Origin of the sequence: Promicromonospora sp. NPDC090134 (genome assembly GCF_044746965.1) — a bacterium.
Classification (GTDB): domain Bacteria; phylum Actinomycetota; class Actinomycetes; order Actinomycetales; family Cellulomonadaceae; genus Promicromonospora.
Window position 1 is genome coordinate 83,144 of record NZ_JBIVCZ010000006.1, and the last position, 22,482, is coordinate 105,625.

22 protein-coding genes are annotated in these 22,482 nt (G+C 72.8%); 13 read left to right on the forward strand and 9 right to left on the reverse strand.

The genetic code is table 11. The features are described from left to right. Positions 1 to 262: 262 nt before the first annotated feature. The 5 genes from ACIPN7_RS17250 to ACIPN7_RS17270 all read left to right on the forward strand — a co-directional run bounded on the left by ACIPN7_RS17250 (position 263) and on the right by ACIPN7_RS17270 (position 6,873). Positions 263 to 1,060, forward strand: a complete 798-nt coding sequence (locus ACIPN7_RS17250) for an HAD family hydrolase (protein WP_400544650.1) — start codon at positions 263 to 265, stop codon at positions 1,058 to 1,060. After that, positions 1,035 to 3,500, forward strand: a complete 2,466-nt coding sequence (locus ACIPN7_RS17255) for a glycoside hydrolase family 65 protein (RefSeq protein ID WP_400544653.1) — start codon at positions 1,035 to 1,037, stop codon at positions 3,498 to 3,500. The genes ACIPN7_RS17250 and ACIPN7_RS17255 overlap by 26 nt, the downstream gene beginning before the upstream one ends. A gap of 183 nt (positions 3,501 to 3,683) precedes the next feature. Beyond that, positions 3,684 to 4,139 (forward strand): universal stress protein, encoded by a 456-nt coding sequence (locus ACIPN7_RS17260; protein ID WP_400544656.1) that lies wholly within the window; start codon positions 3,684 to 3,686, stop codon positions 4,137 to 4,139. Between the two features lie 132 nt (positions 4,140 to 4,271). Continuing rightward, positions 4,272 to 5,564 carry a hypothetical protein gene (locus tag ACIPN7_RS17265; protein ID WP_400544659.1) on the forward strand — a complete coding sequence of 431 codons (1,293 nt, stop codon included), beginning with the start codon at positions 4,272 to 4,274 and terminating at the stop codon, positions 5,562 to 5,564. 94 nt (positions 5,565 to 5,658) lie between these two features. Next, the gene (locus tag ACIPN7_RS17270) at positions 5,659 to 6,873 is read left to right on the forward strand and encodes a sulfotransferase family protein (protein ID WP_400544662.1); all 1,215 of its coding nucleotides are present in this window, start codon (positions 5,659 to 5,661) and stop codon (positions 6,871 to 6,873) included. A 102-nt stretch (positions 6,874 to 6,975) separates the two neighbouring features. Here ACIPN7_RS17270 and ACIPN7_RS17275 read toward each other — a convergent pair whose 3' ends face one another. Further along, positions 6,976 to 7,569, reverse strand: a complete 594-nt coding sequence (locus ACIPN7_RS17275; protein WP_400544665.1) for a TetR family transcriptional regulator — start codon at positions 7,567 to 7,569, stop codon at positions 6,976 to 6,978. A gap of 96 nt (positions 7,570 to 7,665) precedes the next feature. On the opposite strand from ACIPN7_RS17275, the gene ACIPN7_RS17280 reads away from it, so the two are divergent. Together ACIPN7_RS17280 and ACIPN7_RS17285 are read left to right on the forward strand one after the other, a co-directional pair. After that, complete coding sequence (locus ACIPN7_RS17280; protein ID WP_400544668.1) at positions 7,666 to 8,862, forward strand: MFS transporter; 1,197 nt, start codon at positions 7,666 to 7,668, stop codon at positions 8,860 to 8,862. 65 nt (positions 8,863 to 8,927) lie between these two features. Then, positions 8,928 to 9,377 carry a nuclear transport factor 2 family protein gene (locus tag ACIPN7_RS17285; protein WP_400544671.1) on the forward strand — a complete coding sequence of 150 codons (450 nt, stop codon included), beginning with the start codon at positions 8,928 to 8,930 and terminating at the stop codon, positions 9,375 to 9,377. Here ACIPN7_RS17285 and ACIPN7_RS17290 read toward each other — a convergent pair. The 3 genes from ACIPN7_RS17290 to ACIPN7_RS17300 all read right to left on the reverse strand — a co-directional run bounded on the left by ACIPN7_RS17290 (position 9,374) and on the right by ACIPN7_RS17300 (position 11,904). Further along, entirely contained in the window at positions 9,374 to 10,105 is a 732-nt protein-coding gene (locus ACIPN7_RS17290; RefSeq protein ID WP_400544673.1) for a MerR family transcriptional regulator, read from the reverse strand. The genes ACIPN7_RS17285 and ACIPN7_RS17290 overlap by 4 nt on opposite strands. Then, complete coding sequence (locus tag ACIPN7_RS17295) at positions 10,102 to 10,974, reverse strand: CPBP family intramembrane glutamic endopeptidase (protein WP_400544676.1); 873 nt, start codon at positions 10,972 to 10,974, stop codon at positions 10,102 to 10,104. The genes ACIPN7_RS17290 and ACIPN7_RS17295 overlap by 4 nt, the downstream gene beginning before the upstream one ends. Positions 10,975 to 11,076: 102 nt before the next feature. Then, positions 11,077 to 11,904, reverse strand: coding sequence for a nuclear transport factor 2 family protein (locus tag ACIPN7_RS17300; RefSeq protein WP_400544679.1), 828 nt, complete (start codon positions 11,902 to 11,904; stop codon positions 11,077 to 11,079). A gap of 75 nt (positions 11,905 to 11,979) precedes the next feature. Here ACIPN7_RS17300 and ACIPN7_RS17305 point away from each other — a divergent pair, with 75 nt between their 5' ends. Both ACIPN7_RS17305 and ACIPN7_RS17310 read left to right on the forward strand, forming a co-directional pair. After that, the gene (locus ACIPN7_RS17305) at positions 11,980 to 12,537 is read left to right on the forward strand and encodes a PadR family transcriptional regulator (RefSeq protein ID WP_400544682.1); all 558 of its coding nucleotides are present in this window, start codon (positions 11,980 to 11,982) and stop codon (positions 12,535 to 12,537) included. Continuing rightward, a complete protein-coding gene (locus ACIPN7_RS17310) occupies positions 12,534 to 13,544 on the forward strand; it encodes a zinc-binding alcohol dehydrogenase family protein (RefSeq protein WP_400544685.1) in 1,011 nt (336 codons plus the stop codon). The genes ACIPN7_RS17305 and ACIPN7_RS17310 overlap by 4 nt, the downstream gene beginning before the upstream one ends. A gap of 15 nt (positions 13,545 to 13,559) precedes the next feature. Here the strand turns inward: ACIPN7_RS17310 and ACIPN7_RS17315 are convergent, their stop codons facing one another. Beyond that, a complete protein-coding gene (locus ACIPN7_RS17315) occupies positions 13,560 to 14,072 on the reverse strand; it encodes a hypothetical protein (RefSeq protein WP_400544688.1) in 513 nt (170 codons plus the stop codon). A 1-nt stretch (position 14,073) separates the two neighbouring features. Then, positions 14,074 to 14,673 (reverse strand): RNA polymerase sigma factor, encoded by a 600-nt coding sequence (locus ACIPN7_RS17320; protein ID WP_400544691.1) that lies wholly within the window; start codon positions 14,671 to 14,673, stop codon positions 14,074 to 14,076. 87 nt (positions 14,674 to 14,760) lie between these two features. On the opposite strand from ACIPN7_RS17320, the gene ACIPN7_RS17325 reads away from it, so the two are divergent. Then, complete coding sequence (locus ACIPN7_RS17325) at positions 14,761 to 15,144, forward strand: hypothetical protein (protein ID WP_400544694.1); 384 nt, start codon at positions 14,761 to 14,763, stop codon at positions 15,142 to 15,144. 96 nt (positions 15,145 to 15,240) lie between these two features. Here ACIPN7_RS17325 and ACIPN7_RS17330 read toward each other — a convergent pair whose 3' ends face one another. Then, positions 15,241 to 15,795 carry a small multidrug efflux protein gene (locus ACIPN7_RS17330; protein ID WP_400544697.1) on the reverse strand — a complete coding sequence of 185 codons (555 nt, stop codon included), beginning with the start codon at positions 15,793 to 15,795 and terminating at the stop codon, positions 15,241 to 15,243. Between the two features lie 307 nt (positions 15,796 to 16,102). Between ACIPN7_RS17330 and ACIPN7_RS17335 the strand changes: the two genes are divergently transcribed. Next, positions 16,103 to 16,543, forward strand: a complete 441-nt coding sequence (locus tag ACIPN7_RS17335) for a nuclear transport factor 2 family protein (RefSeq protein ID WP_400544700.1) — start codon at positions 16,103 to 16,105, stop codon at positions 16,541 to 16,543. 31 nt (positions 16,544 to 16,574) lie between these two features. Next, positions 16,575 to 17,363 carry an MBL fold metallo-hydrolase gene (locus ACIPN7_RS17340; protein ID WP_400544703.1) on the forward strand — a complete coding sequence of 263 codons (789 nt, stop codon included), beginning with the start codon at positions 16,575 to 16,577 and terminating at the stop codon, positions 17,361 to 17,363. 7 nt (positions 17,364 to 17,370) lie between these two features. Here ACIPN7_RS17340 and ACIPN7_RS17345 read toward each other — a convergent pair whose 3' ends face one another. Further along, on the reverse strand, positions 17,371 to 18,351 hold the full coding sequence (locus ACIPN7_RS17345; RefSeq protein WP_400544706.1) for an ArsR family transcriptional regulator: 981 nt from the start codon (positions 18,349 to 18,351) through the stop codon (positions 17,371 to 17,373). Between the two features lie 94 nt (positions 18,352 to 18,445). Here ACIPN7_RS17345 and ACIPN7_RS17350 point away from each other — a divergent pair, with 94 nt between their 5' ends. Then, the gene (locus ACIPN7_RS17350; protein WP_400544709.1) at positions 18,446 to 19,648 is read left to right on the forward strand and encodes an MFS transporter; all 1,203 of its coding nucleotides are present in this window, start codon (positions 18,446 to 18,448) and stop codon (positions 19,646 to 19,648) included. A 1-nt stretch (position 19,649) separates the two neighbouring features. On the opposite strand, the gene ACIPN7_RS17355 is transcribed toward ACIPN7_RS17350, so the two are convergent. Continuing rightward, positions 19,650 to 22,481: a TIR domain-containing protein gene (locus tag ACIPN7_RS17355; RefSeq protein ID WP_400544712.1), complete on the reverse strand. Its 2,832-nt coding sequence runs from the start codon at positions 22,479 to 22,481 to the stop codon at positions 19,650 to 19,652. Position 22,482 lies beyond the last annotated feature (1 nt).

Genomic DNA, 22,482 nt, shown 5'->3' on the forward strand with positions numbered 1-22,482 from the left:
CTGCGGGAAGCGGTAGGGCAGGAGGTCCCATCTCGTCCGGGCATTGGTCCCTGGACCTCGCGGACCGGCGGCCAGGCCGTCTTCACGTGAGGCGCCACGAGCCTGCGCTGTCGTGCGCAGCTGGGGCCGAACGTCCCGCCTACCCGGGCCGGATGGCCCTGCCCCCCGACGGCCGGGCAAGCCAATGTGGCATGAAAAGTACCGCGTGACAGCGACCGCGTGACCGACCGCCTGACACCGCTCGACTGTCGAAGGAGACGACGTGACGTTGCCGCGCACGGAGCTGGACCTCGCGACGGTCGACGCCGTCGTCCTGGACACCGACGGTGTGATCACGGACACCGCCCGTACCCACGCGGCGGCCTGGAAGCGTGCGTTCGACGAGCTGCTCCACGACCGAGGGGCGCGGAGCGGTACCCGCCCGGCGCCGTTCGACGTGGAGACGGACTACCTGCGTCTCGTGGACGGCAGGTCGCGAGAGGACGGCGCCCGGGCGTTCCTCGGTTCGCGGGGCATCGTGCTGCCCGAGCGCGGTCGAGACGGTACCGGTACGGCCGGTACCGACACGCTCGAGTCCCTGCTCGAGCGCAAGACCAGGTACTTCCTCGACGAGGTGCGGACACACGGGGTCCGGGCGTTCCCCTCCACCGTGGCGTTCCTGCACGAGCTCAGGCATCGGCAGGTCGGCATCGCGGCCGTGTCGGCGAGCCGCAGCTGCGGGCCGGTCCTGCGCGCGGCCGGCGTGGACGGCCTGGTCGACGTGCGCGTGGACGGTCTCGACGCCCAGCGGCTCGGGCTCGCGGGCAAGCCGGAACCGGCGCTGTTCCTGGAAGCCGCGCAGCGGCTCGCGGTGCCACCCGGCCGGTGCGCGCTGATCGAGGACGCCCTGGTCGGCGTCGAGTCCGGCCGTCGCGGCGGGTTCGGACTGGTGATCGGGGTGGACCGTCAGGGGCGGTCGCGCCCGGAGATGCTGGAGCTGGGCGCACACGTCGTGGTCGCGGACCTGGCCGACGTCGCCGTCGTCGGGAGGCACCGTGGAACACGCCACCCTGTCGTATGAGGGCTTCGACCCGGCCACCGAAGGGCTGCGCGAGGCCTTGTGCACGCTGGGCAACGGCTACGTCGCGACCCGCGGCGCCGCGCCGGAGTCGTCGGCCGACGGCGTGCACTACCCGGGTACCTACTTCGCCGGCTGCTACGACCGCCTGACCTCGACGGTTGCGGACCGCGCGGTCGAGAACGAGGACCTGGTCAACGCGCCGAACTGGTTGCCGCTCAGGTTCCGCACCCCCGGGCAGGACTGGCTCACCCTGGCCGGTGGGCACGTCCTGGAGCACCAGCAGGACCTCGATCTGCGACAGGGGGTCCTGACGCGGCGCACCCGGTTTCGCGACCCGATCGGCCGGAGGGTTGCCGTGACCCAGCGGCGGCTCGTGTCGATGCACGACCCGCACGTGGCCGCACTGGAGACGACGTTCGTCGCGGAGAACTGGTCCGGCCGGCTGGAGGTCCGCGCGAGCCTCGACGCCCGGGTGACCAACGCCGGCGTGGCCCGGTACCGCGACCTCGACGGGCAGCACCTCGTCCCCGTCGACGAAGGGTGGGACAAGGAAGAGCGCATCGCCTGGCTCCAGGTTCGCACCGCCACGTCGCAGATCCGGATCGCGCAGGCGGCAGTGACCGTGGTCCTGGACCCGTCGCGGCCGGTCACCACCCTCTTCGAGCACTCCGCCGGGGAGTCCGCGGTCCGGATGTGGCTGGACCTGGCCGAGGGCGCACCCGTGACGATCGAGAAGCGCGTCGCGATGTACACCTCGCTGGACCGGGCGATCTCCGAACCCCTGGACGCCGCACGTGCGCATGCGGCTCGTGTCCCGCCCTTCGAAGAGCTCCTGACGGACCACGCGCGCGCGTGGGAGCAGCTGTGGCGGTCGTGCCGCGTGGTCGTCCCGGGGCAGCCGCAGCGGGCGCTGGACCTGTACGTCTTCCATCTCCTGCAGGTCCTGTCCGAGCACACGGAGCACCTCGACGTCGGTATGCCCGCACGCGGCCTGCACGGGGAGGCCTACCGCGGGCACGTGTTCTGGGACGAGCTGTTCGTCTTCCCGTTCCTGCTGCTCCGCCTGCCCCATGTGGCGCGGTCGCTGCTGATGTACCGGTGGCGACGGCTCCCGCGAGCCCGGCAGGCGGCGTCCGACGCCGGCTACCGGGGCGCGATGTACCCGTGGCAGAGCGGTAGCGACGGCCGGGACGAGACGCAGCGGACGCACCTCAACCCGGTCTCCGGCCGCTGGCTCGAGGACCACACGGACCTCCAGCGGCACGTCGGCATCGCGGTGGCGCACAACGTGTGGCAGTACTACCAGGCCACCGGCGACCTCGTGTTCCTGCACGGTTACGGCATCGAGATGCTCGTGGAGATCGCCCGGTTCTGGTGCAGCCTCGCGACCTATGACGCCGTGACGGACCGGTACGACATCCGCGGTGTGGTCGGGCCCGACGAATATCACGACCGGTACCCGGAGGCCGATCGCGCGGGGATCGACAACAACACCTACACGAACGTCATGGTGACCAGAGTGCTGCGATATGCCCTGGACGCGATCGCGCTCCTGCCCGAGCCAGAGGGCAGCGCCCTGCGCCGCCGGCTCCGGCTGGAGGAGCACGAGACGGAACTGTTCGACCACGTCAGCCGACGCATGCGCGTGGTGTTCCAGGGCGAGGGCGTGCTCAGCCAGTTCGAGGGCTACGACCGGCTCGTGGAGCTGGACTGGCCGGCCTACCGGTCGCGCTACGGGAGCATCCGCCGCCTCGACCGGATCCTCGAGGCGGAGGGCGACTCGGTGCACCGCTACCAGGCGTCCAAGCAGGCGGACGTCCTGATGCTCGTGTTCCTCCTCGGGGAGGACGGTCTGCTCCGGGCACTCGCGTCACTCGGCTACGAGTTCGACCGCGCACGGCTGGACCGCACCGTGGACTACTACCTCGCCCGCACCAGCCACGGGTCGACGCTGAGCGCCGTCGTGCATGCCTGGGTGCTGGCCAGCCGGGACCGGAGCGCCTCGTGGCGGTTCTTCCGGGAGGCGCTCGACAGCGACATCGCCGACGTCCAGGGCGGCACCACCGCCGAGGGGATCCACCTCGGCGCGATGGCCGGCGCCGTCGACCTCGTCCAGCGGTGCTACACCGGGCTCGACCTCACCAGCGGGGCGCTCCGCCTGGAACCCCGGCTGCCCGACGAGCTCGACGCCCTGGAGCTGCGGCTCCGCTACCGGGACCACTGGGGCATCACCGTGCGGTGTGACCACGACGGCGTTCGTCTCGGCATACCCGGGTCGCAGCAGCTCCCGATCACCGCCGCCGTCGACGGTCAGGAACGAGAGCTGAAACCCGGGGAGGTCTGGGAGGTGCGCCGGAGGACCGACGGGATCGCGCCCGGCGGGTCCGCGGGTGCGCCTCAGGCACAGCCGCATCGGTCTGTGGCCCGCGGCGGGGCGTGATGTCGAGGATCTTCGGAGCTCAGGGGAGCGCACTCTGGACAGGGTCGCCGCTGAGGCGCGCTCCGGCGCGTCCGACGTCGGGTTCGAGACGGTGCTCGGTCGGGGGCCACGGCCGCGGACTGGCGGGCCGGCGACCACGGCCGGATCGTCGTCGGCATCAAGTCGTTCGAGCGCAACGGCGAGATGCTGGCCCGCGCGTACGTGACGGCGTCCGCACGGCACGCCGCCCTGCGCCTGGTCCACGTCGTCGACGTCTCGGGCCGTGCGGCCGAGTCCGGCGGCACCGACCCCGTCGCGGGTGAGTCCGTCGGTGTCGCCGGCCGCCTGCTGGGGGAGGTCGCACGTGACTGGCGTGACGCGTTCCCGGGCGTCGCCGTGGAGACCGTGGTGGTCGAGGGCCACCCCGCCGATGTCCTGGTCGACACCGCGACCGACGCGGACGTCCTGATGCTCGCTCGACCGCACCGCGACCTGCGGCACCCGGTTCGTCTGGGGCGGACGCCGAGGGCGGTCCTGGGCGTCTCTGACACGCCGGTCGAGGTCGTACCGCTGAAGGACGAACCCAGCACGGCGCCGCTCGTGCTCGAGAGCTCCGGGGATGTCCTCAAGACCGGGCCGCACCACACGACTCGTCCGTGAGCCGACAGTCCAGGTCTGGCAAACCGGGGGTGGTGAAAAAGGACTGATACGGGATATTTGTCGCTATCGTCTCTGTCGTCTGGGAAATCTCGCCCTGGCCCTTGGCGGAAGAGGACGATGACGGATCCGAATGTGACTGTGGCTGCGCGCGGCTCGGGCTCGGTGCTGGCAGGCTCGGCCTCCGGCAGGTACCGGATGCGCCTGTACGACCCTGAGACTGTCCCGGTGCTGGGCGATGTGCTCTCGGCGCGCGACATCGACGCTGCGTGGTCCGCCCTGCGGCAGGAGTGGGGCGAGGCCCTTCCGGTCGATCTCGGGTCGGGTGCGCGGGCCTGGCTGGTGGGCGGGTACCAGACCATCGTCATGCTCGCCCGGGACTCCAGCATGGTGACGACCGACACCGGCGCCTGGAACGGAGAGCCCGGGTCGTTGCCCGCTCCGCTGCGGTCGCTGTTCCGGCCCCGGGTGGGGCAGCGGGTCGAGACGGCGTCCGGGCCGCTGCACGCCCGGCTGCGCGGACCGCTGGACGAGATGCTCGAGGCCGTCGACGCGGCCGAGGTCGGCCGCGTCACCCGTGTGGCGTGCGACCAGGTGCTCGACGGGCTCGGCAGCGGGGACGCGGCCGGCCGGGAGGTCGACCTGATGCGCCACTACGTGGTTCCCGTCACGCGTCTCGCGTTCGGCACGGTCCTCGGGCTGGACCCCGCCACCGGTCGCCAGGTGTTCGAGATCGCCGACGCCCTCGCGGCGGGAGAGGGCGATGCCGCGAGCGTCGACGAGCTGAGCTTCGTGCTCGGCGGGCAGGTCATGGGACGCGACGCCAACGGTGGCCCGACGCCGTCCGGCCTGCTCGCCCAGCATCCCGCCTACGAGGGCACCGACGAGGCGGTGGCCGGGATGCTCTCGGTCGTGACCGGGGCGAGCCTGGGCATGCAGGCGTGGCTGGGGCAGGCGCTGCTGCTCGCCCTGAGCGACCAGCAGTTCGCCCGGCGGCTGGCCGGCGGCCGGCTCGGGACCGACGAGGCGCTGGACGAGGTCCTGTGGGACGCGTCGCCGGTGACCGTCATGGCGCCCCGGTTCGCCGTCAAGGAAGGGCACCTGTTCGGGGACGGCGCCTACGTCGAGCCCGGGGACGCGGTCCTCCTGGCCGTCGGGGCGGCGGCCTCGGACCCGAGCATCCGGGGCGACGGCACCTGGGACGGGCTCGGCAACCGGGCCCACCTGGCCTGGGGCGCAGGGGCCCACCGGTGCCCCGCGCCCCGGCAGGCCCGGCTCATCGTCCGCACCGCGGTCGAGACGCTCCTGCGCCAGGTCGAACCCGTGCTCACGACCGGCGCCGACCAGATCCGCTGGGCGCCCGACTTCCGCTACCGCCGCCCGGCGTCGCTCCCGGTGACGCTGCGCCCCACCGGCCTGGGCGGCTGACCCACCCGGACGACACCCGCGTCCGTCGGGCGCACGAGCAGTTCCATCGAGCACGTCTTCATCGAGCACATCTACATATATCCCCGGAGGACCAGTGAGTCGCACTTCCCGCACGACCCGCGTGCTGAACACCGTGCTTGCCCCTGTCATCAAGGGCTACCAGGACCCGGACGCGTCCTGGGCCAGGACGGTCGCGCAGGTCGAGAAGGAGGCCGGAGCCACGGACCCCCGGTTCGCCGCCGAGCTCGCGGTGATCGTGCGGGCGGCGGCCGAGATGCCGCGGCTGTCGCCGCTGGGCTGGTACCTCATCACGGCCGACGTCAAGGCCCGGTACGTCAACCGGCTGCGGATCGACCGCATGCTGGCCGAGCACCCGCGGATCGCGGACGAGGAGATCACCGCACCGGTGATCGTGTGCGGGCTGCCGCGCACCGCCACGACCCTGGCCCACCGGGTGCTGTCCGCCTCGCCCGACCACCGCGCCCCGCTGCTGTGGGAGATGCAGAACACCGGCCTGGACGACCCGCGGTCCGCCCGGAAGCTGATCAAGCAGCTCCAGCAGGGCGCGGCCATGATGGAGAAGTTCGCGCCCGACATCCCGCACATCCACCCGATCAACATCGACAAGCCCGAGGAGTCGATGTTCATCCTGCCGCACGGCAGCCACTGGCCGATCCTGCACGGCCTCATGCCTTCGTACACCGACTGGGCCGCCGGGCGGGACGTGACCGGCGACTACGAGTACCTGAAGCGGGCGCTGCAGGTGCTGCAGCACGGGCGGCCGGCCAAGCGGTGGGTCCTGAAGTATCCGGCGCACCTGGAGGACATGGACGTCATCCGGAAGGTGTTCCCGGACGCGACGTTCGTGTGGACCCACCGCGACCCGGTCACGGTCATCGGGTCGTTCTGCAGCCTGGTGGAGACCTTCTGGGGGATGTACCAGCACGACACCGACCGCAAGGAGATCGGGAGGTTCGCCCTGGACCACCTGTTCACGCAGGTCGAGCGGGGCCTGGAGCTGCGCCGGAGCCTGCCGCCGGCCTCCATCGTGGACGTGCCGTACCACAAGCTGTCCGCCGACCCGTTCACCGAGGTACCGCGCCTGTACGCCGCGATCGGAGCCACCTGGACCACCCGCGACCAGGAGAACCTGGCCGACGTGATCGCCAAGCCCAAGGGCACCCCCTCGCACCAGTACGACCTGTCCCAGTACCTCGACCCCGCCGAGGTGGAGCAGACCTTCGCCCCGTACAACCGGCTGCTGGACCGCCTCGACATGCGCGACGCGGAGGCGGCCGTGGAGCTCTGATGGTCGTCGGAGGCATGCGCCGGCTCGCTGGCATCGGCGCATGCCTCCGACGACGCCGCGACCGTACTCGGGAACCTCAGGACGGCACGGGAGCGGCAAGGCTCACGCGGGGTCGGCCAGACGTCGCGCCGCGGTGACGACGCTCTCGCGGCGGCGCGCCGTGTCGTCGGGATCCTCGGCCGTCGTGCCGGTCACCATGCGCGCCACCTGAGGCAGCGCCGTCCAGTACGCGGCGATCGCGAGCACGATGAAGTGGAGCGCCTCCGGTGCGAGCGCCGACGTCACCCGCCCGGAGGCCTGACCCGCCTCGATGAAGGCTGACCTGTTCTGGTAGGTGCTGCGCCGCTGAGCCTCGTCGGGAACCTCGTCGGAGTAGGACAGGGCCTCCCACATGAGCAGGCGGACGAACTCCGGGTGCTCGCGGCTGTAGTCGTAGAGCTGCCCGGCGAACTCGCCGAGGGCGTCGGCATCGGTCGCGTCGAGCGGCACCGCGCCCGCCGTCGTTGCGAACTGCTCGCGCAGCACCACGGCGAACAGCTGGGACTTGCCGCCGTAGTAGTTGTAGACACGCTCCTTGTTCACGCCGGCACGCCGAGCGATCTGCTCGATGGTCGTGCCGTCCGGCCCGTGCGCGACGAACTCCGCGGTGGCGGCCTCGATGATCTTGCGTTTCGTGCCCTCGACGTCCCTGACCACGGGCGGATCCTCACTGTCGACCAACGGAAGCGTTGCCTGCGAAGGTCAACGGTACTACCCGGGAACAACGCCAACGTTGGCGTTGTTAACGTCGTCATGTCAGCAGCAACCGAGGTCCGCCGGCGCCAGGGAGTGTCCGGGGGCGTGGCCTTTCTCCTCGCCCTCGCCGGGGGAGCGGCGGTCGGCAACCTCTACTGGTCGCAACCCATCCTCGACACCATCGCCGGTGAGTTCGGCACCACGGCGACCACGGCCAGCGTGCTCGTCACCGTGACGCAGGTCGGGTACGCCGTCGGTGTGTTCCTGCTGGTCCCGCTCGGCGACATCGTGGACCGCAAGGTCATGATCCCGGCGTTCATGCTGCTCTCCGGCGGCATGCTCGGCATCAGCGCCGCCGCCCCGAGCTTCCCGGTGCTGCTCGTGACCCTCGCCCTCGTGGGTGCGAGCACCGTGTCCGGACAGCTTCTCGCACCGCTCGCGGGTGACCTCGCGACGGACGAGCAGCGTGGCCGGGTGATCGGGACCGTCGTGTCCGGCGTGCTGCTCGGCATCCTGGTCGCCCGTGCCATCAGCGGCGTCGTGACCGACCTCGTCGGCTGGCGCGCGCTGTACGCGGTCGTCGCCGTCGTCATGCTCGTCCTGGCGTCGGTGCTGTACCGCCTGCTGCCGCGGCTCGAGCCGCGTGCCCGCGTCGGCTACGGCCCGCTCCTCGCCGCCGTGCTCCGCACCTGGGTGACGAGCGCGGCTGCCCGCTGGCTCGGCCTCATGGGCGCCGCGGCGATGGCCACCTTCACGCTGTACTGGACGGGGCTGACCCTGCTGCTCTCGGGCGAGCCGTTCGGCTTCTCGGCGACCCGGATCGGCCTGCTCGGCCTCGTCGGCATCCTGGGTGCCCTCGCGGCGCAGCAGGTCGGGCGTCTGTACGACCGCGGCCTGGCGATGCCCGCCATCGGCGTCGGCCTCGTCGTGGCCATCGTGTCGTTCGTGATCTCTGGTGTCGCGCCGGGATCGATCGTCGCCGTCGTCGTCTCTGTCGCGCTGTACTCCATCGGCGTGCAGGCGACTCAGGTCCTGCTCCAGACCCGCATGATGTCGCTCGACCCGTCCGGGCGCAGCCGCCTCAACACGGTGTTCGTCGTCGGCAACTTCGTCGGCGGCACCATCGGTTCCGCACTCGCCGGTCTGCTGTGGGGTCTCGGCGGCTGGCCGGTGATCACGACCGCCGCCGGCGTCCTGCTGCTGCTCGCACTGCTGATCTGGGCCGTGCAACGCCGGCGCGCCCTCGCCGCATGACCCTCGAACCGTCAGATCCCGACACGACAGACCCCGACAACCACCGAACCCTCAAGGAGACACAGATGACCACCGAATCCGCCCTTCCCGGCTCGACCGGCCAGCCGAACGGCTCGCTGGTCCGTACCGCGGTGAACGCGTTCTTCGAGGCGCGGCTCGCCGGGGCCACACCCCACGAGCTCGCCGAACGCTTCCACGAGGACGTCGACTGGTTCATCCAGGGCGACACCGAGAACGTGCCCTGGATCGGCCGCAAGGTCGGCCGGGCGGGCGTCGCCGAGCACTTCACCCAGCTCGGCGCGTCCGTCCGGCCCGAAGGCTTCGAGGTCGACGCCACCATGACGGACGGCAACCGTGCCGTGGTGCTGGGCACCTTCCGTGCCCGGGTGGCTGCCACCGGACGCCTGATGGACAGCGAGTACGTCTTCGACATCACCGTGGACGACACCGGGTTGATCACGCGCTACCACATGCTCGAGGACAGCTGGGCCGTCTCGGAGGCAGCCCGCCCCTAGCTGGGGGCTCTGCCGCCCGACCCCGCACTCAGCTCGTGCGCCCGGCGCAGCACGTCGAGCTGGGCCGAGCTGTACAGCGCCTGCAGGGCCTGGCCCACGGCGTTCCGCGCCGCCTCTGCCTGGCGCGGCGTCGCGGCCCGGGGCTCCATCGTCACCGACGTGTTCGCGCCGACGAACGGGGCCATCCGCTCGGCGAGCGCCCGCCGCGTCGCCTCGTCCGCGTCCGTGGGCAGGTCGCGGAAGGCCTCGTCGAGCGCCTCGTGGGGGTTGGCCCGCAGGAGCTCGCTCAGCGCGTCCATCGACTCCGGGGTGAAGAGCTGGGCGTAGATCGTCAGGAGCGCACGGTCGTTGTCGCGCAGGCGCCGCGCGACGCCGTGGAACGCCGTGGGGACGTCGGGCGTCGCGCCCGGCTGGGCCAGCGTGGCCAGCTCCTGCCGGATGCCCTGGATCCGTTCGACGGTCGCCGCGAGCTCGGCGTCGATCTCATGGAACACCGACGGGTGCCCGCCGCCCGCCGTCCCCAGGTCCGCGACCTGCGCCAGCGACAGGCCGAGGCCGGTCAGCCGCTTGATCTGCAGGAGCCGGGTCAGGTGGCGCACCTCGTAGCGCTTGTTGTATCCGTTGGGCTCGCGCTCGGGCTCCTCCAGCAGGCCGACCTCGTGGTAGTACCGCACCGTCTTCACGGTCGTGCCCGACAGCTCGGCGACCTCGCGCGTGCTCCAGCTCATCGTGCGCGCCGTTCTCGCACCCAGACCAGGGCGACCATGGCGACGTTGACGGCGGCGAGGATCAGGAGGGACGGGTCGCCGGTGTCGGTGGACCGGTCGATGGTGTAGCCCTGGCCGTCCGCCATGAGGGTGTTGACGCTCGAGAACAGGACGTTGTTGGCGACGTGGAACGCGGCGGGCGCCTCGATGCCGCGGCTGATGATCGCCATCAGCCCCGTGGCTACACCGATGAACGTGTAGTAGCCGAACAGCCAGGGGTCGCTGGAGCCGTGGACCACCGCGAAGGCCAGGCTGGAGACCGCGAGCCCGACGGCGAGCGCCGGTCGCACCGCGCGCACCCAGGACGCGGCCGCGGGCAGGACGGCGCTGCGGTACATGAGCTCCTCGCCCACCGACTGGAGCGGGGTGCTCACGAGCGTGATCACCAGCATGAGGACCGTCGTCCCGGAGACGCCGAACGCGACCCAGCCCGGGGACTCGGGCGCGACCAGCGCCACGACACCGATCCCGGCGCCGACCAGCACGGCGGCGCCGAGCAGGTACTGCGCCAGGCGCCGGCCGTCGAACGCCCGGGGGAAGCTGATGAGGCTGCGCCACGGCGCCTTGGCCAGCCGGGCCAGCAGGAGGACCGCCAGGACGCCCGCCAGGGCGACGCTCAGGTTGATCGCCAGAAGCTTCAGCGGTGTGAACGTGGCCGACATCGGGTCGTCGCTGCCCTCGATGACGCCGACGACCTGGTAGAACACGACCTGGAGCACGACCATTGCCAGCGCCGGCACGACGAGGACGACCAGCGGCTTCCACCAGCTCATCCGCAGGTGGGCGCCGAACGGCCGCGAGCTGTCGACGCCGGGTTCTGAGGTGCGCACGATGAACGATCCCTTTCTCGGAGGCGGATCGACGTGATCCACCTCCGAGTGGACACTGTGCCGTAGGGGCAGACGCAAGCGGCCGACGTCGCGCCCAGGGCGTCAGGCGGTCAGCGGCGGGTTCGAGTCGTCGTAGATCCGGGCCGCGGTCAGCAGACCCGATGCGCCTCGCACGTACACCGCCACACCCGCCTCGGGCGGCAGGTCGGTCACGCCCCACCGCACCACGTTGTACTCCAGCGCGCAGGCCCGCCCGTCGTCGGTCACCGTGCAGTGCTCCAGCGGGATGCCGCCGCCGTTGGAGAAGAACGACGTGAACAGCGCGCGCAGCTCCTGCGTGCCGCGGTGCACGTACTGCCCGCCGGCAGGCTCGCGTACGGTCGCGTCGGGTTCGAAGGCCGCGACCGTGGCCTCGACGTCACCTGCCGCCAGCGCGCGCTGGTACTCGCCCACCACGTCGGGCTCCGTCGCCTTCTCGTCGGGCTGGAGCAGCGGGGGCCGGTTGGCGTGCGACCCGGTGATCGGCCAGGTGCTGAAGTACATCCGCAGCTCGTGCAGGCCGGCGTCCGACCGCTCGGTGACGATCGCGACCGGGAGCCCGACCCGCCGCTGCCCGACGTCGTACCACAGCACCACCTCCTCGACCGTGCGGTGCGGGGTGACGACCAGGTCGACGTCCTCGACGGTGAAGCCCGCCGCGTGCAGCTGCTCGCTCGTCGTCTCGACGTACCGCCGGAACGCGTCGCGTCCCCTGATCCTGCCGCGCACCGGGTGATGGAGCTCGGGCTCGCCGGCGAAGGACGCGATCAGGGCGTCCACCTGGCCCGAGGTGACGCCGTCGAAGAACGAGATCGCGGCAGGGGGCGCAGAGTGTCGCTGGGACAGCTCCGCGACGTACTTCGCGGAGAAGTGCTCGGGCAGCCAGGGCATGGGCTTTCCTCCATCGGTGCTGTCGCCTCATGGTACTACGATTCGAGGTATATCGAAACGAGGTATGGTGATGGCGTGATCGAACTGATGATCCTCGGCTTCCTCGCGGAGCGGCCGCAGCACGGGTACGAGCTGCGGCGCCGCATGGAGCAGCTCCACGGGTACGCCCGCACCATCAGCGACGGCACCCTCTACCCGGCCATCGCCCGCCTCGCGAAGGCCGGGCTCGTCCGCCGCGCCGCCGAGCCCGGCAGCGCCGGGGCGCCGCGCCAGACCCTGACGATCACGGACGCCGGGCGGACCCATCTCCTCGAACGGCTGCGCCAGGCCGACGGGCACGACATCACCGACGGCAGCCGGTTCTTCGTGGTGCTGTCCTTCCTGTCCCTGCTGCCCGACCGGGCCGAGCGCGACGCCGTCCTGCGCCGCCGCCTCGACTACCTGGAGCAGCCGGCCAGCTTCTTCTACGACGGCGACCGGCCGCTGCGCGCCGCGGACATCGCCGACCCGTACCGCCGCGGCATCCTGCTCTCGGCCCGCGCGACCAGCCGCGCCGAGCGCGCGTGGATCCGTGAGCTGCTCGACGCCGACACCACCACGCAGGACGTCACCACCCAGGAGGCCACACCATGACCGAGACCATGCGCTCCGTCGTGCTGGACGCACCCGGCCCCGTGACCAACCTGCACGTCCGCGAGCTCCCGGTGCCCGAGCCCGAGCCGGGCTGGACGCGGATCCGCGTCGAGGCCTTCGGCCTCAACCGGTCCGAGCTGCACACCCGGTTCGGTTTCGCCGGCGACGCCGTCACCTACCCGCGCGTCCTGGGTATCGAGGCCACGGGCACCGTGGACGCCGACCCCAGCGGCACGTTCACCCCGGGGCAGCAGGTCATGACGATGATGGGCGGCATGGGCCGCTCCTACGACGGCGGCTACGCGCAGTACACCTGCGTCCCGGCCGACCAGGTCATCCCGTTCCGGTCCGACCTGCCGTGGGCGACCCTCGGCGCGGTTCCCGAGATGCTGCAGACCGCCTACGGGTCGCTGACCGTCGGGCTGGACGCCCGGCCGGGCCAGACCTTGCTGGTGCGGGGCGGGACGTCGTCGGTCGGCATGGCTGCCGCCGTCCTCGGCAAGCGGATGGGGATGACGGTCCTGTCGACCACCCGGAACGCCGGCAAGCGCGAGGCGTTGAAGCGGGTCGGCGTCGACCACGTGCTGATCGACGACGGCGACGTGGCCCGGCAGGTGCGTGAGCTGCTGCCGGACGGCGTCGACGGCGCCGTCGAGCTCGTCGGGACCCCCACGCTGCCCGACACCCTGCGCGCCGTCCGGGTCCACGGCACCGTCTGCTTCACGGGCATGCTCTCCGACGAGTGGATCGTCAAGGACTTCTACCCGATCGGGTACCTGCCGTCGGGCGTGCGGCTGACCGGATACTCCGGTGAGGCCGAGAACCTGCCCGCCGACGTGCTGCAGGAGTTCCTCGACGACGTCGCCGCCGGACGCGCCGTCGTGCCCGTCGACCGGGTCTTCGGCCTGGACCAGATCCGCGACGCGCACACGCTCATGGAGTCCGGCGGCGCCCGCGGCAAGCTCGTCGTCCTGCCCTGGGACAGCCGAGGGCCCGCCGTCCGCTAGGTCACGGGCGTCGGGTCACGGCCGGCTCCCGGCCCGGCCGCTCGACGGGGTGGGCACGTCGCAGGCGTCCGACGGCACGTCGTCCGCCGTCGGCCCCGGTGTGGCCGACGGCGTCGGGTGTGCCGGCGAGCACTCGCGCGGGTCCGGGCTCGGCTCCTGTGCCGGCGGCTGGGTCGGTCCGGTCTGCTCGGGTGCCGGGGACGCGGGAGGCGTCGATCCGGGAACCGTCTCGGCGGACCCGGACCAGAGCATCGCGGTACCGACCCCCGCGCCGCACAGCAGCGCGACGGTCGCGGCCAGCGCCCAGGCGGCCGCCCGACGGCGGGGGCGCGTGGGCCGCTGCCCGGGCGTCAGGATCTCCACCCGGGGCTCGGCGTCCTCGTCCAGGGGGAGCGGGTCCGCACCCGCCCGGCCGTGACCGGACGTCACGGCGTGGACGCGGGCCAGGTCCAGCTCGTCGTCGACCTGGTCCAGCGCCCGGCGGGCACGTGCCAGGGGGTCGCCCTGCGCTCTCTTCAGCGCTCTCATGTCAGTCCTCCTGGCCTTCGGTCACGGTGCGGTAGGCGGCCCGGAGCCGCCGTCGGGCCCGGTACACGCGGGTGGCGGCGGTCGTCGCCGTGCAGCCGAGCACCCGGGCCAGCTCCGTGGTGCTGAGCTCGGCGGCCGCCAGCAGCTCGACCACCTCACGGTCGGCCGGGCGCAGGAGCGCCAGGGCGCGGTGCAGGAGGTCGAGCTCGTCGACCAGCCGCGCGTCGTCCTGGCCGGGCGGCGCGGGATGCCGCATCGCGCGGTCCGCCAGGGCGGCCCGTCGCCGGTCGGCGCGGACCTGGTTGGCCAGCACCCGCCGGGCGACGGCGAGCAGCCAGGTGCGCGGCTCGTCGGGAACCTCGCCCTTGCGCCAGGCGATGAGGAACACCTCGGCCACGACGTCCTCGGCCTCGGCGGCGCTCAGCCGCGTGCGCGCGTAGCGGTGCACGGCGCGCGCGTGCTCGTCGACCAGTGCCTCGGTCTGCTCCGGTGTCAGAGTGCCCCGTGCGAGGTCGCGCGGCTCGGCGTGAGTGGACAGTGTGGTCTCCAGTGGCGGGTGCGAGGGCGGGCGCGGGTCTGCACATGGGTCGGTGTCCGGCAACGCCCCCGTCGTCACAGTCTGCCGGTGTGGACCACGCCACACCTCGGGGCCGTGACGGATCGGGCCCCGGCGCACACTGACCGGTGCGTGACCATCAACCCGAGAACTCACGTCCCATCGACCACCACCGCGGCCCCGCGCCGTCGTGGTACCTGGAGCTCCGCCGTGCGCGGCGTCACCGCCGCAGGCGGCGCGCTCGCCGTCGCGCTGCTGGCCACGGCCTGCACGCAGGCCAGCGCCGCCGTCCTGGAGGAGCCGTCGCCCGTGCCGTCGGTCGCCGCCGACGCCGCACCGGCGCCGTCCGACGCCGGAGCCGAGCCCGCCGAGGCCGCGCCGGCGCCCGCCGACGAGGGGGAGCCGTCGCCCGTCCCGGCCGCTCCGGCCGAGACCGGACCGACCGGCGAGCGCGAGCCGCGGCCCGTCCCGACGGTCCCGGGCGAGCCCGAGCAGGGTCTCGTCGTCACCGGCTGAGCCGTACCGGACCTCCGGCCCCGGACGGGCGGGGGCGGTGTGCGAGGCGAACCTCGCACCCGCCCCCGCCCGTTCCGCGCGCCGACCGGGCGGACCTCACCGGACGGCCTGGAGCACACCGCTGATGATGAGCGCGGTCAGCGTGGTCCAGCCGACGATCGCGATGGCCTGCCAGACGAGGATGCGGGCCTTGCCGACGCCCGAGGCCGCGAGCATGGTGGCCGTGAAGTGGGTGGGCAGCAGCAGCGGGCCGAGCAGGCTCACGCCGGGCACGCCGTAGCGCTCGTAGGCGCGCTGGAACTTGGCCCGGCGGGCCGTGCCGCGGTCGTCCTCCCGTACCTCCGACGCCGTCCGCAGGGTGGTGCCGCCGCCGACCGCCACGGCGTCGCGGGCCTGGACCTTCGCGCGGTGGCGGGTCACGACGGCGTTGCGGGCTCCGGTGCTGAGCAGCACGAGCACGGCGACGGTCAGGAAGTTGCCGATCATCGCGGCCACGGCGGCGACGACCGGGGGGATGCCGCCGAGGATGCCGATGGCGACGCCGCCCTCGCCCTCGATGAAGGGGATGGCGCCGGCGAGGGCGACGATCAGCGGCTGGAGAAGCTCGGGCACCTGCCCGATGAGGTTCTGGAGGGTGTCGACGAGGTCCATGGGGTGCTCCTGTCAGTACGGCCGCCGGGGTGTCTCCTCGGCGCTGACCCCAGTCCACCGCGCGGGCGCGTCCCTCAGAAGTGCCGGGCTGTCACCGGCTCCCGGGGCGTTGTGCACGCCCGATCCATGACATGTGTCATGCCCGCCTCGCGCGTTGCCGGGATGCACCAGCGGGCTCTGCATGTGCACGACCCGCTGCTCGGTCGCGTGACGCGCAGGTAAACAGTCGTGGCCGGTTCCGGCCGGTGGCCTCGACCGGTCTGGCGGGCTCTTGCGGTAGGTGGGCGACGGTCGCTAGACAGCCTCCATGCAGCCGGGAGCACCTGTCGACCTCGTGGCGGACCCGGCCGAGTCCGCGGTCCGCGTGGCCGTGATCGAGCTGTTCGCGGCCAGGATCGCGGGCGCTTCGCCGTGTGATCTGGCGCAGCGGTTCGACGTGGACGTGGACCTGACGGTCCGCGGCGGCGTCGGCGAGCCGCCGTGGACCGCCGGCGGATCCGGCCGTGCGGGGGTCGCCGAGCACTTCGCCCGGCTCCGCGAGGCGGTTGATCTCGAGCAGTTCGATCTCGTGACGATCCGTGCCGCCGGTCACCGCGCCGTGGTGACCGGTACGGTCCGGGGGACCGTCCGTGCGACGGGTCTGGGGGTGGCCGGCGCCTTCGTGCTCGACGTCGCCGTCGACGCCCACGGGCTGATCACGCGGTACCTCCTGCTCGACGACGGCTGGGCGGCCCGTGGCGCCGGTTGATCCGGCCCGGTCCGTCTGCTTGGGTCGGGCCATGGGACGGTGGGTCGAGGTCGCGGACGGCGTGCTGGTGCGGCGGTACGCCGAGCTGGACCTCTCGGTCGGGCTCGTGGTGGGCGGAGAGTCGTGCCTGGTCGTGGACACGGGCGGGGACGCGGGGCAGGGCGCCGAGCTCGCCGCCGCCGTCCGCGAGGTGACGCCGCTGCCGTGGCAGGTGGTCCTGACCCACTCCCACTTCGACCACAGCTTCGGCACCGAGGCCTTCGCGCCGTGCGCCGTCTGGGCGCACCGCCGCTGCCGCGCGGACCTGGTGGCGACGGGTGACCGGCAACGTGAGACGTGGGCGCGGCGCTACCGCGAACGCGGTGAGCCGGAGGTCGCCGACCGCATCGCCGCCGTGCGCCTGGTGCTGCCCGACCGCCTGGTCGACGAAGGCGCCGAGCTGGACCTCGGTGGCCGTCGCGTCGGGCTGCGGCACCTCGGGCCCGCCCATTCCGACCACGACCTGGTGGTGCACGTCCCGGACGCGGACGTGGTGTTCGCGGGCGACCTCGTGGAGCACGGCGCGCCGCCCCAGTTCGGCGACGCCTTTCCGCAGGGCTGGCCCGCCGCGCTGGACGGCGTCCTCGCCCTGGGGGCGGCGACCGTCCTGCCCGGCCACGGCGACCCGGTGGACCGTGACTTCGTCCGGGCCCAGCGTGCCGAGCTGGCGCTGGTCGCCGAGCTCTGCCGGGAGGTCGCCGCCGGCCGGCTCGGCCGGGCGCAGGCCCTGGCCCGCTCGCCGTACCCGGCGGAGTTCATGGCGGCCGCGCTCGCGCGCTGAGGTCGCCTCAGGCTCCGGCGTCGAGGAGCGCGCGGCCGAGCGTGGTGGTGGCGTAGACGACGTGCCTGCCGTGCCGTCGGCGGTCGACGAGTCCGTTGGTCCGCAGGACCGCGAGGTGCTGGGCGACGGCGCTGGGCGTCGTACCCAGCTCTCGGGCGAGGTCGGTCGTCGTGGCGGGCGCGGTCAGGGAGCGGAGCAGGGTGGCCTTGCTCCGGCCGATCAGCCGTACCGTGCCGTCGGGCGCGGGTGTCCGGTCGAGGACGGCGCCGGGTCGGGCCGTCCCGCGGCAGGGGTAGCGCAGGGTCGTCCAGGTGGTGGTGTTGCGCTTGACGATCACCCGGTCCGGTCCGAGCGCCACGGGGAGCAGCACGAGTCCTCCGTGCGCGGCGGTAGCGTCGCGCTGGTCGGTCAGGACCGTCAGGCGGCCGTCGGACCAGGCGAGGTCCCGGTGCAGGTCGGCGAACAGCCGAGCGGCGCCGCCGGAGGTGAGCTGTGCGGCGCGGTGGGCGATGTCGGTCTCCAGCAGGGCACGGATGCGCGGCCAGTGCGGGAGCACGAGGCGGTCATGGGCCGCGCGGAGCTCTGCCGCCACCACGGCGAGCTGCTCCCCGGGAGCGTCGGCCAGCTCACGGGCCGCGGGCGGCAGATCGTCCCCGAAGACCCGGCGCAGGCTCTCGACCACCTGCCGCGGCGTGGTCCGCTGCACGGCCTCCAGGTCGTCGTCGATGCCGGTGCGGGTGGTGGCTGGTGCCGGCAGGAGGAACTGGGGCCAGGAGGGTCGCTCGCTCACCAGGAGCGGCCAGGTCGCCGCGAGCCGCAGCGGTCGCCGCGCGAGCTCGTCGCGGGCCCACCGCACCCACCCCCTGGCCCGGGGAGACGGCTCGGGCCGGGCCAGCTGCTGCAGCCCGGAGATCGTCTCGGCCAGCGGTGAGACGGCGAACCGGGTGCCCGCGAGGTCGGTCGCGCTGATCTCGATGCTCAGTGCCATGACCCCATGATCATCGAGCCACGGTCATCGACTCACGATGTAGCGCAGGACTCAACCATGGTGCGGGTCCCCGGTGTGCGCCCAGGCTGCGGGCATGGCATGGACGGGGGACAGGCTGCCCGCCCGCTACTGGCGGCTGTGGTGGGCCGGGGCGGTCGACAGCGTCGGCAACGGCGCGCTGGTGACGGCGCTGCCGCTGCTCGCGGTCACCCTCACCGCCGATCCCCGGCTCGTCTCGCTGGTCACCGCAGCGAGCTTCGTCCCGTGGCTGCTGTTCGCGCTCCCGGCCGGCGCGGTCGTCGACCGGTACAGCCGGATCGGCGTGATGCGGTCCGCCCAGGTCTTCCAGGCGGTCGTGGTCACGGCCCTGGCGGTCCTGGCCGCCGCCGGGGCCGTGGACGTCGTGACGTTGATCGTCGGGGCGTTCCTCGTCGGCGTCGGCCAGGTCGGCTTCGGGATCGCGAGCCAGTCCGTGGTGCCGGAGATCGTCGAGCACCGGCAGCTCGCCCGGGCCAACGCCCGCCAGTACCTGGCCGCGACCGTGGGGCAGGGCTTCGTCGGACCGCCCGTCGGAAGTCTCCTGTTCGGGCTGGCGATCGCCCTGCCCTTCGGGCTGGACGGGGTGGCGCTGGTCCTCTCCGCGCTCCTGCTGACACGGCTGCGCGGCGGGTCGCGGGCGCGTGGATCCGCCGGGTCGGCACGACCAGCGGTCCTGGAGGGTCTGCGCTGGCTCGTCGGCCACCGGTTGTTGCGGACGCTGGCCCTGCTGCTCGGGGTGAACACGTTCTGCTTCCAGCTCGGCAACGTCACCCTGGTCCTGCTGGCGACCGGTGAGCTCGGTGTCGGTGCGGCCGGCTATGGCGTGCTCCTCGCCGTCGCCGCGGTCGGGAGCGTTCTCGGCGGTCTGCTGGCCGCCCGGCTCGGCACGGTGCTCGGGCAGATACCGGCGCTCGTCGCGGCCCTGGGCGTCAACGCCGTCGTGTTCGTCCTCCTGGGACTCAGCCCGGACGCGTGGGTCCTCGCCGCGCTGCTCGCCCTCAGCGGACTGGCCACGGCGGTCTGGAACGTCCTGACGGTCACGTTGCGTCAGGAGCTGGTCCCCCTGGCCCTGCTCGGGCGGGTCAACAGCGTCTACCGGCTGCTCGGCTGGGGCCTCATCCCGCTCGGCGCGCTGGCCGGCGGCCTGATCGCCCACGAGATCGGCGTCCGCGCCGGCTACCCCGTCGCCGGAGTGCTCCGCGCCGTCGCGCTGGTGGTCAGCCTGCCGCTCCTCCTGCGAGCCCACGGCCGGTCATGACCTACCTCGCGTCAAGGCCAGGTCTGTCGCAGCGGAGGTCCGCGGGCGGATCGCCCGCGGTGACGGCTCGCCACTCCCGGGGCGACAGATCGCGGCCCGCCGCGCGGCACGCGGCCTCGGCCATCTCCGGGATCGAGAGGTCCCAGCGGGCGACGTCGGTACCGACCGTCGCGGAGTAGACGGCGGCTCCCGCGACGGTGAGGGTCGAGGAGTGCCACGGGGCCTGTGCGGTCGTGGACCTCGGCACGGGCATCGCGTAGTCCGCGAGCTGCCGGCCGGTGGTCAGGTTCGCCAGGACGAGCCTGCCGTCCGTCCGGACCCGGGCGAGCACGTCCGTGTCCGGCACCACCGCCAGAGCGTCCGCGTAGTCGCCCGTCATCGAGAAGGACGACGTCTGCTCGCCGTCGAGCGTGAACGTGCGTACGTCGCGGCCGGTCGCGACGATCACCCGCTCGCCGTCGATCAGCACCGACCCGACGGTGTCGGTCAGCATCCGGACGCTCTCGTCGGCGGTGCGGACGAGCGCGACACCTGAGGCGTCGCCCAGGACGACGGCGGCGTGGCTCCCGTCGTCGCTGAGCGCGGCCTGGTTGGTGGTGGAGGCCGGCCGGTTCCAGGCCTCGCCCCGGTCGAACCCGGGGTCGATCGTGTGCCGGAGGGTGCCGTCCCGCACGTCGCGGACCTGGATCACGCCGTCGTCGTCGACGAGGTAGAGGTCCGTGCCGACGATCCGGGCCGCGAGGGCACGGAACCAGGGGTCGACCTCCTCGGACCCGGTCGTCCACAGGCGTCGCGTCGAGGTTCCGTCCCCGGCGACGACGTATCCCTCGTTGCCGGTGGCGAGCAGCAGTGAGCCGTCGGGCCGCCAGACCGGCAGGCCACCGGTCGGGCCGGTGATCTGTCCTGCGGTCTCGTCGACCGTCCCGTGGGACACCAGGTCGAACCCACCCACCACCGCGATCGACCGGTGGTCGTCCGAGAGGGCCACGTGGGCGGAGAAGCCCACGGTCGGTCCGTCCGCGACCGGATAGGGGAGCGTGTCGTAGGGGCCGGTGGGTTGCGCGAGGTCCCACAGGACGAGCGTCGAGCCGTGAGCGGACACGATCCGGGTCTCGTTCAGGAAGGCGGCCAGCCCGGGCAGTCCGGCGCCGGAGAGCTGCCACTCCACGGGCACGCCCTCGGTGTCCGTGGTGGTCACCCACGCCTCGTTGCCACCGCCCACCAGTGCGCTGCTCCCGTCCGGCGACAGCTCGAACAGGCGCGGCATGAACGTGCCCGAACCCGGGATCGGGGCCTGGCGATAGGTCTCGTCGAAGCTGCCCTGCGAGTTCCGGTTCACGTCCACGGAGTGCTTGACGAACCCGAAGTGCCCGGCGTCCGGGGACGCCTTTCCGATCCAGCCGTTGAACGGGGCCACCGGCCCGCCCTCGGCGACGACGACGCCGGGATCAGAGGTGGGCCGTCGCTGCCAGGTGCCGTCGTGGCTCACCATGACGACCTCGTCCCCGTCGACCCCCACCCACCTCCAGTACCCGTCCACGGCGGTGGTCCGGAGGATGCGCCCGTCTGCCGTGTCGACCAGGACGAGCTCGAAGGCGTCCGGGCGCTCAGCGGTGCCCGAGCTGGCCCGGAGCGCCGCCACGACGTCGTCGTCGTCGGACAGCCCGACGTCGATCACGCTCTCCAGCGCGATCGACGTCGGCGCGGTGGCGCCTTCGGCGGAACGTGCCCAGAGCAGGAGCGTGTCATCGGTGGCGATCGCGATCCGGTCGCCGTCGTGGTCGAGGTCGGCCGCGACCGTGCGCTCGCCGCCCAGGTCGACCGGCTCCGTCGTGCCGTGGAGCGTGTCCCAGAGATAGGTCGTGTCCTGGGTCGCGGCGAGGACGTACGCGCCGGAGCCGGATCCTTCGAGCACGGTCACCTCGCCGTCGACCGTGGTCCGCGCCCCGAGGAAGGGGTTCTCGTCGGCGACGTCGTAGAGCGCCGTGAGCGTGAGGTCGTCCCGGTGCATCCGCAGCCCCTCCACGGCCAGGAGCCGCGCGAGGGCGCCGTCCTCGCGCGCGGCAAGCATCGCCGACGACGACAGGAGGCGTGCCGTCGCCACACGCCGTTCCTGCCCCGCCTCGTTCGCCTGCCAGACGGCCGCGACGAGGCCGGCGACCGCCAGCACGACGGCGGCGGACAGGACGGAGACGACGGTCTGGGTGCGCCGGCGGGTACGGCGCTGCCACGCGACCTCGTTGCCGACCAGCACCTCCTTCGGGACCCCACGAACCGTGGCCGCGATCGAGGCCATGGCATCCACGGTCGCGTGATCCGAGCCGACGTCGGACGACCGCCACCACCGTGGCGCCGGGAGCGTGGCCTGCGTCCCCGCGGCCCGTTCCCGCAGGTCGACGTACAGGCGCTCGGCGCCGAACCGCGCCAGGTCCGTGGTGGTGATCGCGGCCTCGCCACCGAGGCCGGCGAGCTCGTCGGGGTTCCAGCGGATCTCCCCGCCGACGAGCACGACGACGACGTCGCGGTAGCTGTTGTGGCGTTCCCACCACCAGTCGAGCTCCTGTCGCACCCAGGGAGAGGCCGCTGATTCCGGGGAGGCCACCAGGATCAGTCGACGAGAGCGCGCCAGCCCGTCGATGATCCCCTCGTCGAGGGACCCGCCCGCGCCGAGGTTCGTCTCGTCCCGGAAGATGCGCGAGGCCCGGCCTCGGCCGGTGCGTCCGAAGAACTCGAGGGCCTGGTGCAGCCATCGGGCGACCGCTTGGTTCTGGTGGCTGTACGACATGAAGGCGTCGTACGTGCCGGACTCTGGTGCTCTGCTGCCAGGAGCCATG